Source organism: Bradyrhizobium sp. 23 (assembly GCF_023073295.1).
Lineage (GTDB): Bacteria > Pseudomonadota > Alphaproteobacteria > Rhizobiales > Xanthobacteraceae > Bradyrhizobium > Bradyrhizobium canariense_D.
The window spans coordinates 1-13,097 of the sequence record NZ_JADPJF010000038.1; the positions used below are offsets into that span (position 1 = coordinate 1).

11 protein-coding genes are annotated in these 13,097 nt (G+C 64.5%); 6 read left to right on the top strand and 5 right to left on the bottom strand.

Annotated features, from left to right (window positions below; genetic code table 11):
* Window positions 1–678 (top strand): autotransporter outer membrane beta-barrel domain-containing protein (locus IVB32_RS08480; RefSeq protein ID WP_247410104.1); only part of this gene is annotated, 678 nt, incomplete at its 5' end.
* Window positions 679–797: 119 nt separating this feature from the next.
* Here the strand turns inward: IVB32_RS08480 and IVB32_RS08485 are convergent.
* The 3 genes from IVB32_RS08485 to IVB32_RS08495 are packed head-to-tail and all read right to left on the bottom strand — an operon-like array spanning window position 798 to window position 4,716.
* Entirely contained in the window at window positions 798–1,415 is a 618-nt protein-coding gene (locus IVB32_RS08485) for an Isoquinoline 1-oxidoreductase subunit (RefSeq protein ID WP_247338114.1), read from the bottom strand.
* Window positions 1,416–1,423: 8 nt separating this feature from the next.
* Window positions 1,424–1,948, bottom strand: a complete 525-nt coding sequence (locus tag IVB32_RS08490; protein WP_247368667.1) for a (2Fe-2S)-binding protein — start codon at window positions 1,946–1,948, stop codon at window positions 1,424–1,426.
* Window positions 1,945–4,716: a molybdopterin cofactor-binding domain-containing protein gene (locus IVB32_RS08495; RefSeq protein ID WP_247370895.1), complete on the bottom strand. Its 2,772-nt coding sequence runs from the start codon at window positions 4,714–4,716 to the stop codon at window positions 1,945–1,947. Before IVB32_RS08495 ends, IVB32_RS08490 begins: the two co-directional genes overlap by 4 nt.
* 232 nt (window positions 4,717–4,948) lie before the next feature.
* Between IVB32_RS08495 and IVB32_RS08500 the strand changes: the two genes are divergently transcribed.
* A complete protein-coding gene (locus IVB32_RS08500) occupies window positions 4,949–6,553 on the top strand; it encodes a multicopper oxidase family protein (RefSeq protein ID WP_247370899.1) in 1,605 nt (534 codons plus the stop codon).
* Between the two features lie 19 nt (window positions 6,554–6,572).
* On the opposite strand, the gene IVB32_RS08505 is transcribed toward IVB32_RS08500, so the two are convergent.
* On the bottom strand, window positions 6,573–8,486 hold the full coding sequence (locus IVB32_RS08505; protein ID WP_247410107.1) for an autotransporter outer membrane beta-barrel domain-containing protein: 1,914 nt from the start codon (window positions 8,484–8,486) through the stop codon (window positions 6,573–6,575).
* On the opposite strand from IVB32_RS08505, the gene IVB32_RS08510 reads away from it, so the two are divergent.
* The 3 genes from IVB32_RS08510 to IVB32_RS08520 all read left to right on the top strand — a co-directional run bounded on the left by IVB32_RS08510 (window position 8,485) and on the right by IVB32_RS08520 (window position 11,353).
* Complete coding sequence (locus IVB32_RS08510) at window positions 8,485–8,952, top strand: hypothetical protein (RefSeq protein ID WP_247338045.1); 468 nt, start codon at window positions 8,485–8,487, stop codon at window positions 8,950–8,952. The two genes, IVB32_RS08505 and IVB32_RS08510, sit on opposite strands and share 2 nt — an antisense overlap.
* A gap of 261 nt (window positions 8,953–9,213) precedes the next feature.
* Entirely contained in the window at window positions 9,214–9,555 is a 342-nt protein-coding gene (locus tag IVB32_RS08515) for a hypothetical protein (RefSeq protein WP_157642967.1), read from the top strand.
* A gap of 175 nt (window positions 9,556–9,730) precedes the next feature.
* Window positions 9,731–11,353, top strand: coding sequence for an ABC-F family ATP-binding cassette domain-containing protein (locus tag IVB32_RS08520; protein ID WP_204511036.1), 1,623 nt, complete (start codon window positions 9,731–9,733; stop codon window positions 11,351–11,353).
* A gap of 163 nt (window positions 11,354–11,516) precedes the next feature.
* On the opposite strand, the gene IVB32_RS08525 is transcribed toward IVB32_RS08520, so the two are convergent.
* Window positions 11,517–12,050 (bottom strand): transposase, encoded by a 534-nt coding sequence (locus tag IVB32_RS08525; protein WP_026233149.1) that lies wholly within the window; start codon window positions 12,048–12,050, stop codon window positions 11,517–11,519.
* A gap of 133 nt (window positions 12,051–12,183) precedes the next feature.
* Between IVB32_RS08525 and IVB32_RS08530 the strand changes: the two genes are divergently transcribed.
* A complete protein-coding gene (locus IVB32_RS08530) occupies window positions 12,184–13,059 on the top strand; it encodes an MBL fold metallo-hydrolase (RefSeq protein ID WP_247370906.1) in 876 nt (291 codons plus the stop codon).
* Window positions 13,060–13,097: the final 38 nt, after the last annotated feature.

Sequence of the window (13,097 nt, forward strand, 5' to 3'; positions counted from 1 at the left end):
AATTTCAGCGTCGTCAACGGCGGCGGCGGACGCTCCGACCTGTTCCAGGCCGGCGCCTTCGTGCGTCACACTATCGGCGCCGCTTATGTCTCCGGCGCGCTCGCCTATGGCTGGCAGGACGTCACCACCGATCGCACCGTGACGATTGCCGGCATCGATCGCCTGCGCGCGCAGTTCAATGCCAATGCCTGGTCCGGCCGTGTCGAGAGCGGCTACCGCTTCGTGGTGCCCGTGATCGGCGGGATTGGCTTCACGCCGTATGCGGCAGGCCAGTTCACCACCTTCGACCTGCCGGCCTATGCGGAAGGTGTCGTCTCGGGCGCCAACACCTTTGCACTCGCTTATAATGCGAAGAGCGTGACCGACACCCGCAGCGAACTCGGTCTGCGCGCCGACAAATCCTTTGCCATGCAGAGCGCGATGCTGACGCTGCGCGGCCGCGTGGCCTGGGCGCATGATTTCAATCCCGAGCGCGGCATTGGTGCGACGTTCCAGACGCTGCCGGGCGCCAGCTTCTTCGTCAACGGCGCGGCGCAGGCTTCCGAGTCCGCGCTGGTCACGGCATCCGCCGAAACCAGATGGATGAACGGCTGGTCGACCGCCGCGACATTCGAAGGCGAGTTCTCCAGCGTGACGCGCAGCTACGCCGGCAAGGGCGTGGTGCGATATGCGTGGTGAACCCCTCGGGGGCAGCGGTGCCGTCGGAGATGGTCAAGCAGCGCCATGACATGATGACGCTCGGCATGAACTACAAATTCGACTGAACTCCGTTCGCGGAACGGACCGCTTCGACGTCGTCACCGCGCCGGACACGCCGCTCCGGTCTTCACCCAGGCCTCCACCAGCGCGCCGGCCTGCTGTTGCGTGCCCGGCACGGGCGAGCGGCCGAAGCCGGGCTTCCAGGCCCAGCCGACGAGGGTGTCCTTGCCGATATGGTCGATCAGGTCTTCCACCTTGCGCCCGCCATTGCGCGCCGGATCCCTGATCTGCTCGCAGATCTCGCCGACGGTCTTGCCCTCCCAGGCCATCTCGCGCGGGGCGAGATGCCATTCGGGATGGCCGGGCATGCGGCCAGGCTCGAAATTGGCCTTCTGGTGGCAGGTGTTGCAGCGCATCCCCTCGAGCCCATGGCCGTCTGCGCCGCGCGTCACCGGCGGCTGATGCAAGCGGACATTGTCGCCCTGGTGCGGCCTGTCGCCGGCCGGATGGCAATTGGTGCAACGCGGATGCGTCAGCACCTTGCCGAGCTCGGTGAGGATTGCGGCCGAGCGCTTCTCTGTGTCGCCGATCGAGGCAAAGCTCTCGGGCGAGGCGAGGGCGTGACCTGCCGTCTCCGACGCCGCGTAGCCCGCACCGAAACTGCCGGCGAGGGCGGCGACCACGGCAATCATCTTGAACCGCACGTCGGAGATCATGATGCGCGTCACTTGGTGGCCATGAGGTAGCGCTTCGAGTCGGCGAGGATCACGTCGCGCACCGCCTCGTGATATTTGACGTAGCCGGTGCAGCGACAGAGATGACCGTCGAGCGCATCCGCGATGGTCTGCTCCAGCGCCTCGCGCGCGACCGGTGTCCGCGACAGGCGCTCCAGCAGGACCTGGCTCTCATTGAGGAAGCCGGCGGTGCAATAGCCGCACTGAAAGGCGAAATGCTCGATGAAGGCCTTTTGCAGGGTCGAGAGCTCGCCGTCCCGCGCGTGCCCCTCGACGGTGCGGATCGACTTGCCGTCGAAATTCACGGCCGGCGCGACGCAGGTCGGGCTGGTGGTGCTGGTGCCGTCGGGCGCATCGATGATGACGGCGCAGCTCAGGCATTGCGCGGCGCCGCAGCCGAACTTGGTGCCGGTCATGCCCAGCATCTCGCGCAGAAAATCGTTCATCGAGAGATCGTCGCGGACGTCCATCGGGCCGTGCTTCTGGCCGTTGATGGTGAGGCTGAGGGTCGTCACGCGAGCACTCCCTTCAATAGGCTTGCGGTGACCGGCAGCGCACGGAAGCGATGGCCGGTGGCGTCGTGGATGGCGTTGATCAGCGCCGGCACGATCGGGATCATCACGACCTCCGCCATGCCCTTCGGCGCTTCGTCTGGTACTAGCGGCTTCAGCATCTCGATCTCGAGATCGCGGAGCGGCAGGTCGGAGCCGCGTGCGACCAGATAGCGCCCGAGATTCCATTCGCCGTTGCCGGGGCCGCCCTCGAACGGTGGGAGGGTTTCGAGCAGCGCGTAGCCGACGCCCATGGCGAAGCCGCCCTGGGCCTGGCCCATCACGACCTCGGGCACGAGCGCGGTGCCGCATTCGAACACACTGTAGGCCTTGGCGATGCGCAAGCTCCCGGTTGCGCGCTCGATCTCGACGCGGACGACCGTGCCGCACATCGAGGTGTAGGCGGTGCCAATCCGGTTGTTGTCGGTCGGCGGAAACTTGACGCTGGTGCGGTTGATCCGCTCGAACTTGCCGTTGCCTTTGCGGATCGCCAGCGCATCGATCTCGGCGCGGTATTGCTCGCCGGACACCGGGAAGCGTGCCCGCGACCACGCCCAGCGCGAGAAGCTGTGCGCAACCGCACCGGTGACGAAGCCGCGCGCGTGAGCTGTTGCGGCCAGTACCGGCAGCGCCAGCGGTTCGAGGCCGGGCATGGTGAGCTGGCCGTTCTGCCAGCTTGCGGCGTCCCATTGCCCCGCGCGCCGATCGGTCTTTGCGACGCGCCACAGCTCAAGCGCTGCGGGCCACAGGCCGAAGCGGAAAATCACGCGGGCGGCTTCCGCGGCCGAATGCGTGCCGACATGCGCGCCGATCGAGGAGCTCGTCGGCGAGCTGATCGCGGGCACCCAGCGCGGATTTTTCTCCGCGGCGTCCTGGGTCTTCTGGTCCATGGTGGAGGGATCGCCTGATGTGACCAGCCCGAGCATGTCATAGCTGTCGACGCGAGCGACCGAGACCTCGTCGGCGATGGCGCCGAGATGGCCGGCGACCCGGTTGGCCAGCGCCGTCCCGATGCCGTTGCCCATCTCGACGTGATCGCAATAGATGACGATCCTGCCGTCGGGGGCGAGCTCAACGCGTCCGAGCGAGCCGTCCGCACCGGAGCCATAGTCTTTCGTCACGCAGGCAACGCCGGTGCCGACCAGCCGATCCGACGAGGTCTGCTTGAACTGTGCCCGCTGCTGCCAGATCGGGTGCTTCTCGAGCTTGTCGAGGATTTCGGGCGTGCGCACCGAGACGATGTAGGGATTGCCCGTCATGGTCCGACCGTTCTGCGGCAGCGCGTTACGCCGCCGGAATTCGATCGGGTCGCGCTTGAGCTCGGAGGCGGCTTCGTCGATCAGGACCTCCAGCGCCGTCATGGCTTGCAGGATGCCGTAGCCCCGCATCGAGCCTGCGCTCACGCCGCGCGAGTGCACCGCGACGGTCCTGACGTCGACCTTCGGAATGTCGTAGATGCCGATCGCGCCGGTGGCTGCGACGACGGCGACGCTGGCCGAGAAATGGGCGAGCCCGCCGCCGTCGAGCACGTGATCGGCAGCGAACCCCTTGATCTTGCCGGTCGCGCGATCGATGCCGATGCGCGAGCGCATCTTGATCGCGTGGCGTTTGATGCCGGCCTGAAACTGCTGGTAACGGTCATGCGCCAGCCGCACCGGCTTGCCGGGAAAGCAGACCGCCGCGAGCGCCACATACAGAATGAAAGGCGTGTGATCGCGGCCACCAAAGCCGCCGCCGACATGGGCGAACTGCGCGTTGATGTGTGCCGGCTTGTAGGGCGCGCGGGCCTTGCCGAAGAGATGCGCGATCGACTCCGCCGCTTCGTAGGGCGACTGGACGCCGAGCAGCAGTTCGAGATTGCCGCCCTTGCCGTCGTACCAGGCGAGCCCGCATTCCGGCTCCAGGAACATCGGGTCGACCGATTGCGTCTCGAACTCGCGGTCGAGCACCAGCATGGATGGGTCATCCGCTGCAAGCTCGGCGCGGATCTGCTCGCCATATTTCGCCGCCTTGGCGTAATCCGCCGGCGTGTCCTTCGCGAGCGGCGACCACACCGGCAGCGCCGCGCTCTGCACCTTCTTGGGCGAGACCCAGCCGGCCTGGAGCGGCGAATAGACGTCCGGTTGGTCAGGCGAGGGACCTGCCACGCGGGTGAAGCGGAAGGCCCCGTAATCGGGCACCACGACAGGCCCGGTCTCCTCGCCGAATTGGACGAACATGCCGTCGCGCAGCGCGAGACGCGCCTGGTCGAAGGCATCGAACTTTTCGAAGATCAAAAGCGCGACCGGCTGCCCGAGATAAAGCGGCGTCTTGCCGATCGGACAGAACAGGTCGCCCGCATAGAATTCCGGCACCTGCGTCCCGATCCGATCGAGATCGGCGGCTGTCACCACCACCGACGGCTTGAGCGCGCCGCCGAGGCGGCCGAGGTCCAGCCCGGTATAGACATGCGTGGCGTCATTGGCGCGGACCAGGATGGCGTGCGAGGTGGCTTGCGGCCAGCCCGGCAGGTCGTTGGCGCGGAAGTCGGACGCGTAAAGCTTCGCACCGGTGACCTTGGCGACGCCGTCGACACGGCCGGCGCCGGTTGTCGCGGGATTGAACTTGCCGCGTCCAGGCAGCGTTTCGTGCGCTGCGAAGGGAACGCCCGCCGCGGACGCCAGATGTGACAGGCTGACCGAGATGCCTCCCGCCGATAACCACTTCACGAACTCACGTCGCGAAGGCGTCATGATCAGATCCTTGGACAGAGTTTCGAGAACATCGGGATGCTGGCAGCATTCGATGTACGCAGGCCACGGACCAGCGCGAGCGCCGAATCCGTTACGATTCATTGACGATAGAACGGGCGAGGAGGTTTACAACCAATGAATGTGATACGCTTACGGCTCGAATTGCGGTTTCGAGCTTGCTTTAAAATCGAATCGAACGGAAGACCGTCAGGCAACAGGGGACGAAACGCAAATGCAGCACGATTCGAACGGTGCAGCTTCAGTCACCAGCGTGACAGGGACTAGGACATTGTCGCGCCGCCAGTTGCTCGATTGCGGTCTCAAAGCCGGCGCGTTGTCGCTGTTCGCAGGTGCCGCGAACGCCCAGCACGCCGTGCACGACCATGCTGGCATGTCCCACACCGCGGACATGTCGCCGACCATGGGGATGGTCGCTGAAACGCCCGTTCCTGCCATGGACCAGGCGCTGGTCGAGCCCGAGGTGCGGCGGTCCGTCAATGGCGTGCTGAGCACGACGTTGCGGGTCGGCTACGCCTATCGCCAGATCGGCGGCGTCCGGCTCTATGTCAGATCCTATGACGGCGGCAGCCCCGGCCCGACCTTGCGCATGAAGCCCGGCGAAACCCTGCGCATCAAGATGATCAACGATCTGCCGCCGAACCGCGACGGATTGCCGGCCGACATCAGCCATCCGCACCAGTTCAACAACACCAATTTCCATTTCCACGGCGCGCATACCAGCCCGAGCGGGATTTCCGACAACGTCATGCGCTCGATGGCGCCGGGCCGCAGCTACAACATCGAAATCGCCCTGCCGGCCGACCACACCAGGGGCACCTACTGGTATCACCCGCATCACCACGGCAGCGCCGACATCCAGATGTCCTCCGGCATGGTCGGCGCCATCGTCATCGAGGGCGATTTCGCCGACGTCCCCGAGATCGCGACAGCCCGCGAACGCCTCATGGTGCTGACCCAAGTGGTCTACGATGCCAACGGCATGGTCGAAAATTTCGAGACGCTGTTTCCCGAGACTGCGACGCGCTTTCTCGCCATCAACGGCCAGCGCCGGCCAATGATCGAGATGCGGCCCGGCGAGGTGCAGCGTTGGCGCATCCTCAACGCGGCCTATCAGGACGACATGCTGCTCGACCTCGAAAAGCACGATCTGCATGCGATCGCCTATGACGGCATCCAGCTCGGTGCCATGCAGCCGCTCAAGCAGGTCCTGATCGCGCCGGGGCAGCGCGCCGATATTCTGGTGAAAGCAGGCAGCCCCGGCACCTACGCCTTCAACGCGGCGCCCTACGACCAGGGGCATCCTTCGCCGGTGGGGCCTCTGGCGCGGGTCGTGGTGTCAGGCGCGCCGATGGACATGCAACTGCCGCGCGCCCTGCCACCAGCGCCGCTCGCGACCATCAAGGACTCCGAGATCACCAACCGCCGCAAGGTGGTGCTGTCGGCCACCGCGCCGGAGGCCGATGCCGCCGGCCATTGGCAGGAATTCGAGTTCTTCGTCGACGGCAAGAAGTTCGACCCCGGCCGCATCGATCAGCGGGTCAAGCTGGGCGCGGTCGAGGAGTGGACCATCGTCAATACGCATGAGCATGACGACCACGTCTTCCACATCCACACCAACCCGTTCCAGGTGATCTCGGCCAACGGCAAGGCGCTGGCGGTGCCGGAATGGCGGGATTCCGTGATCGTGGAGCGCAAGGGCGGGGTCGTGTTCCGCTCGCGCTTTATCGATTTCACCGGTGTCTACATGCTCCACTGCCACATGATGAACCACGAGGAGATGGGCATGATGCAGACGGTCGAGGTCTATAAGCCGTAAGCTTCTGGGAGGACACCTCTCACCAGGCGTATCTGACCACGCCCTTGCCGGCATAGGAGCGCGTGACGTCGGAGAACTCGCCCTCGAAGGTGCCGGCCGCAGACCAGCCGTTCATCCATTTCATTTGGAGGGACGCCGTCGTCAGCGCGGACTCGCTGGCCTGTCTTGCGCCGTTGACGGTGAAGCTGGCGCCGGGCAGCGCCTGGAAGGCGGAGTTGATGGCGTGATCCGGGTTGAAGTCGTGCGCCCAGGCCGCACGGCCGCGCAAGGTGAGGATCGCGTTCGGCATCGCCCAGGATTTGTCGGCGCGGATGCCGAGTTCGCTCCTGCTGTCCGTGACGCTCTTGGAGCCATAGGCTAGCGCAAAGGTGTTGGTGCCGGAGACGACGGACTCGGCATAGGCAGGCAGGTCGAACGTTGTGAACTGCCCGGCCGCATAGGGCGTGAGGCCGATGCCGCCGATCCACGGCGTCACGATGCGATAGCCGCCTTCGAGGCGACCGGAATAGGCGTTCGCATTGAACTGCGCGCGCAAGCGATCGACCCCGGCAATCGTCACGGTGCGGTCGGTGGTGACGTCCTGCCAGCCATAGGCCAGCGCGCCCGAGACATAGGCCGCGCCGATGGTGTGACGCACGAAGGCGCCGGCCTGGAATAGGTCGGAGCGACCGCTGCCGCCATTGACGACGCTGAAACTGGTGCCGCCACCAGCGAGCGCAAAGCCTGCGACGGTGTTGGGTGAAAGGATATAGTCGGCACCGGCCGCCATGCCGAAGATGCGGCTGGTGCTGGTGTTGGAGCCTGCCGCGAGGTTGCCATCGGTGGTTTGCGCGCCGCCGAAGCCGGCCGCCCACACGCTCCAGCGCGGATCGTAATTGCTCCGCAGCGGCGCCTTGCTGTAGATCGCAGCATAAGCGTCGCGCTCGTTCTTGCTGCGCGGCTTGCCTGACGAGGCGTAGGCGTTGGCGGCAACATTATCCTCGGCATAGGCCGGCGCATGGACGCCGTCGCCGCGTCCGGGCGTGAACGGATCGGTCATGATGCTCATGAACTGGGTCATGGCGTTGAAAGTGGTCTGCTGCGACCCCGTCGCGGTCTCGCCCGAGGCCTGGGTCAGGCCGGCCGGTGTCAGCCCGCTATAGACCAGCGGAATGCCGCCATTGGTGTTGAAGTAGCCGACGATGGCATTGCCGACCCCGTTCTGGTTGCCAGTCAAACTGCCGCCTGGCGGGACGAAGTTCAGGACCAGGTTCAGATAGGCGTGGGTGGGATCATAGCTCAGCGTCGTATGGAAGTTCGTCGGCAGGTTGGTCTCGACCACCGATCCGAAGGTGCCGCTGACGCTGCCTGCTGTGAGGATCGTGTACTGCTTGGCGACGTAGCTGCCATTCGCGTAGGTCGCGTTCACCGTGGCGCCGCCGAGCGTGGCCGAACCCGTCACGCCGATGAAGCTCGAAGTCGTCGGATTGATCTGCACCATGTAGATGGCGCCGGACTGAAGGGCGAGACTGCCGGTTACGTTCAGCGACGTGCCTGCGGCGCCGTTGCCCGCCGCCAGGGTGCCGCCGGTGTTGATAACCGTATTGCCGACGGTGCCGACGCCCGACAGCGTGGCGCCGCTGCTGACGGCGGTCAGCACCGACGATGCGATCGAGCCGTTCACCACAAGCTCGCCTGCGTTGACAGTCGTGCCGCCGGTGTAGGTGTTGGTGCCCGACAGTGTCAGCGTGCCGGTGCCCTGCTTGGAGACCAATCCGCTGCCGCCGATGGCGCTGCCAAAGGTGACCGCATCCGAGCGGTTGAAAATTAGCGCCGCGTTGTTGGTGATGTTGCCGAGGACCGAGCCGGTGGTGCCGCCATCGCCGATCTGCAAGGTTCCTGCGGAAATCGTGGTGCCGCCAGCGTAGGTGTTTGTGCCCGACAGCGTCAGCATGCCGGTGCCGGTCTTGACCAGCGCACCGCCGATTCCTTCGATCGTACCAGCAACTGTGGTCGACTGGTTGTTGCCGCCAACCGTGATCGTTTTCGTGCCAAAGTTGAACGTGCCCGTGCCACTGATCGAGCCGGCAGTCGTCCCCGCGGATGTTAGGGTCGAGAAATCAACGACACCGCCCGCAAAAGTCCTCAGAGTTGCATTGCCGCCACTGCTCGTGTCGAAAAACTGGACCAATTGCAGGGTGACATCGGCGCTGCTGGCTGTGCTGTTATTGAAGAATTGCAGAACGCCACTGCCGTTGAATGCGGCGCTGCCGGCGCTGCTCGCGTTGCTGAACGTGGCGGTGCTGTTCACCAAGATCCTTGCAGTGCCGGCTGAGCTGGTGTCCTTGAACACCACAGCGGGGCTGCCGCTGAAGGCGTTGATTTGCGCGTTCCCGGCCGTGCTAGAATTGTTGAAATAGATCCTGTTGGCAGCGCCACCGCCGCCTAAGCTAATGCGGGAATTACCGGCCGTGCTGGTGTCGTAAAAGTTGACGCTGCCGCCGTTCTGGATGTCAAATTGAGTTGCAGGAGCAACTCCTGCGCCGGCCGTGCTGCTGTTGTAGAAATTCAGAGCATTTGTGTCGTTGCGTATAAAGGCTTGGCCGCCCTGGGCATTGATACCAGCGTCGATGAAGGAAAGAGACCGGCTATTGGTGAAGTGGTAAGTCGACGCGCCGCTGTTGAAGGTCCAGCCGCCGAAGCTGGCGTCGGCCGAGAATGAAACTGCCGTCGTGCTGGAGGTGCCAAAGAACGCGGTGCCAGTTGGCACCACGGCCGGGCTCCAATTGGCGGCGGTGTTGAAGTCGCCCGTGCCTGGGCTGGTCGACCAGGTCGAATCTGCGGCCTGCGCCGCCGCCGTACCGGCCAGCGTCGCCGCCAAGGCAGTCGAAGCCAGCCACGCTGCCCGCTTGGTTGAAATCCGCCGAAATCCCGACACTTGCCCACCTGACGTCTTGTTGACTGCCAGGCCATTGGCGGCACGACATGGCGACGCTATCGGAGTGGAACCCCTGGAACAATGAACCGTTGTTCGCAGCCGAGGCCATTGCTGGCGGCGTGCGTCATTTCAGCCACAGGCAGCAACTTCGGCGTGCGGCCAAGGTCTCTCCGAGCAGACAACACGGGCTCGGCCGGGCTTCCCCTGGCGGCCTGCATGGCCTATGACGCTGCAACGCAACAATCCCCCAAAAAGACCTCATGATCCGCCTCGACAACGTCAGCAAGCAAGCCGGCCACCAGATCCTGTTCATCGAAGCGTCCGCCGCCCTCAACAAGGGCGAGAAGATCGGGCTCGTCGGCCCGAACGGCGCGGGCAAGACCACGCTGTTCCGGATGATCGCCGGCGAGGAACTGCCCGATGAGGGGCAGGTCTCGACCGATCGCGGCATCACCATCGGCTATTTCAACCAGGATGTCGGCGAGATGGCCGGCCGCAGCGCCGTGGCCGAGGTCATGGACGGGGCGGGACCGGTGAGTGCGGTGGCCGCCGAGCTGCGCGAGCTCGAGACCGCGATGGCCGATCCCGACAAGGCCGACCAGATGGACGAGATCATCGCGCGGTACGGCGAGGTGCAGCACGCGTTCGAGGAGCTCGACGGCTACGCGCTCGACGGCCGTGCGCGCGAGGCGCTATCCGGCCTCGGCTTCAGCCAGGAGATGATGGACGGCGACGTCGGAAAACTCTCCGGCGGCTGGAAGATGCGCGTGGCGCTGGCGCGTATTCTCTTGATGCGTCCCGACGTCATGCTGCTCGACGAACCCAGCAACCATCTCGATCTAGAAAGCCTGATCTGGCTGGAGAAGTTCTTGCACGATTACGAAGGCACCCTGCTGATGACCTCGCACGATCGCGAGTTCATCAACCGCGTGATCTCGAAAGTGGTCGAGATCGATTCCGGCTCGCTTACGACCTACGCCGGCAATTACGAATTCTACGAGCAGCAGCGGGCGTTGAGCGAGAAGCAGCAACAGGCGCAGTTCGAGCGCCAGCAGGCCATGCTCGCCAAGGAGATCAAATTCATCGAGCGGTTCAAGGCGCGCGCATCTCATGCGGCGCAGGTTCAGAGCCGGGTGAAGAAGCTCGACAAGATCGAGCGGGTGGAGCCGCCGCGCCGCCGCCAGACGGTGGCGTTCGACTTCCCACCGGCGCCGCGCTCGGGCGAGGACGTCGTTGCGCTCAAAAAGGTCTTCAAGGGCTACGGCAGCAAGCGGATCTATGACGGGCTCGATTTCATGATCCGCCGCAGGGAGCGCTGGTGCGTGATGGGCGTCAACGGCGCCGGCAAATCGACGCTACTCAAGCTCGTCGCCGGTGCGAGCGAGCCGGACGAGGGCACCGTTGCAGTCGGCGGCAGCGTCAAAATGGGCTATTTCGCGCAGCACGCGATGGATTTGCTCGACGGCGAGCAGACGGTGTTCGAGTCACTCGAATATGCGTTTCCGACCGCGGGGCAGGGCTCCCTGCGCGCGCTCGCCGGCTGCTTCGGCTTCTCCGGCGACGACGTCGAGAAGCGCTGCCGCGTGCTCTCGGGCGGCGAGAAGGCGCGCCTGGTGATGGCCAAGATGCTGTTCGATCCCCCGAACTTCCTGGTGCTGGACGAGCCGACCAACCATCTCGACCTCGCCACCAAGGAGATGCTGATTACGGCGCTGTCGGATTTCGAGGGCACCATGCTGTTCGTCTCGCATGACCGGCATTTTCTCAGCGTCCTGTCGAACCGCGTGCTGGAGCTGACGCCCGAAGGCATCCACCAGTTCGGCGGCGGCTACACCGAATATGTCGCGCGCACGGGGCAGGAAGCGCCGGGGTTGCGGTCGTAGTGATCGGCGGTAGCCCGGATGGAGCGAAGCGTAATCCGGGTTTCGTGCCGCGTGGCTAGTCGTGCGCTGCGGATGGTCCGGCCCCGGATGTCGCTTCGCTCATCCGGGCGACAGGAGTCCGTGGAAATCTCGTAGCCCGGATGGAGCGTAAGCGTAATCCGGGTCAGTCTTCGCGTTCGCCGAAGCTACCAACTATCTCTCCAGCTCCTCCCCAATCGGGCGGAAGCACGCCTTCGCGGACGTAGCGGTGAAGCGATGAATGCGGCCAGTCTGCCGGCGAAGAGACATACCCGTGCTTGGCCGGGTTAAAGTGGATGTAGTCGGCGCAGCGTTCGAAATCGGCGTCGTCACGAATCGTGTGCTCCCAAAACCGCCTTTGCCACAGAGAGAACTCCCCCCGACGATTGCGGGAGATGGGGGCACCTGAAACAGCCAGTTGATGCGTGAAGGAGCTCTTGATCCGCCGCCATCGGCCGGAAAAATCAGCGTCATTGTCCGGCAGCGTCATGATGACGTGCAGATGATCAGGGAGGACCACGATTGCTTCGATCGTGAATGGCCTTTCAGCGCGCGCCACCCGGAATGCGTGGCGCAGCTTGTCCACATGATCGACCAACACGGATGATCTTCGATCATCCAGCGTCACGGTGAAAAAGAAGGTCCCACCAGGGAGAAGATTGCGCCGATAGCGAACCACGCGAGCACCTTCCCGGATTACGCTTCGCTCCATCCGGGCTACAACCAGATCGAGAGATTTGCAATCCATTCGCTTGCTTGCACGTTTCAGGGGCTCTCGCTACGCTGTTTCAAAAAAGCGGAGCGAAATAGCCATGAAGCAACTCCGGATCGGCGACATCACCATCGATGCGGTGATCGAGCGGGAGGGGCCGTGGCGGCGGCCGCAGGATTTTTTCCCGGCTTATGACGAGGGTGTGTTCAGGCACCATCTGCCGACCATGGAGCCGGAGGTGTTCGATGCCGCGCGCGGCATGATGGTCATCACCTATCAGACCTTCGTGGTGCGCACGCCGCGCTATACCATCCTGGTCGACACCTGCACCGGCGAGGACAAGGGCCATCCGCCGCCGTTCGATTTTCCCGGCAAGGAACGCTGGCGCAACGAGCTGTTCGCGCTCGGCATCGGCTTCGAGCAGATCGACTACGTGTTCTGCACGCATCTTCATATCGACCACACCGGCTGGAACACGACCTTGCGCGATGGCCGTTGGGTGCCGACGTTTCCGAATGCGAAATACGTCTTCCACAAGGGTGAATATGCGGCCTGGGAGGCCGAGCATGCCAAGGGCCGCAACCCGCCCGGCACCGTGTTTCGCGACAATTGCCTGCCGATCGTCGAGGCAGGCCAAGCGCTGCTGGTCGATGACGATTACGCGCTCGACGACACCGTCACGCTAACGCCGACGCCGGGGCATTCGCCCTGCCATTGCTGCGTGAACATCTTTTCGAAGGGGCGCCGCGCGGTGGTCGCCGGCGACCTCATGCATCATCAGATCCAGTGCCGCGAGCCGGACTGGTCGGCCAAGCCGGATTGGGATGCGAAGCAGTCCGCGGTGTCGCGGCGAAAGTTTTTTGCTTCCGTCGCCGACACCGACACGCTGATCCTGCCGATTCATTTCTCGGCGCCGACGGTCGGGCTGATCAGGCCGTTCGGCGCCGCCTTTGATTATCGTTTCAAGCGGGATTGACCACTGGGTCGCCGTCATGGCCGGGCTTGTCCCGGCCA

What these genes read in the sequence shown, in the direction of transcription:
- IVB32_RS08485 (WP_247338114.1), bottom strand. Translation starts at nt 1,415, where the DNA reads ATGATCTCCGACGTGCGGTTCAAGATGATTGCCGTGGTCGCCGCCCTC.
- IVB32_RS08495 (WP_247370895.1), bottom strand. Translation starts at nt 4,716, where the DNA reads ATGACGCCTTCGCGACGTGAGTTCGTGAAGTGGTTATCGGCGGGAGGC.
- IVB32_RS08500 (WP_247370899.1), top strand. Translation starts at nt 4,949, where the DNA reads ATGCAGCACGATTCGAACGGTGCAGCTTCAGTCACCAGCGTGACAGGG.
- IVB32_RS08510 (WP_247338045.1), top strand. Translation starts at nt 8,485, where the DNA reads ATGCCGGTGCCGGTCTTGACCAGCGCACCGCCGATTCCTTCGATCGTA.
- IVB32_RS08505 (WP_247410107.1), bottom strand. Translation starts at nt 8,486, where the DNA reads ATGCTGACGCTGTCGGGCACAAACACCTACGCTGGCGGCACCACGATT.
- IVB32_RS08520 (WP_204511036.1), top strand. Translation starts at nt 9,731, where the DNA reads ATGATCCGCCTCGACAACGTCAGCAAGCAAGCCGGCCACCAGATCCTG.
- IVB32_RS08530 (WP_247370906.1), top strand. Translation starts at nt 12,184, where the DNA reads ATGAAGCAACTCCGGATCGGCGACATCACCATCGATGCGGTGATCGAG.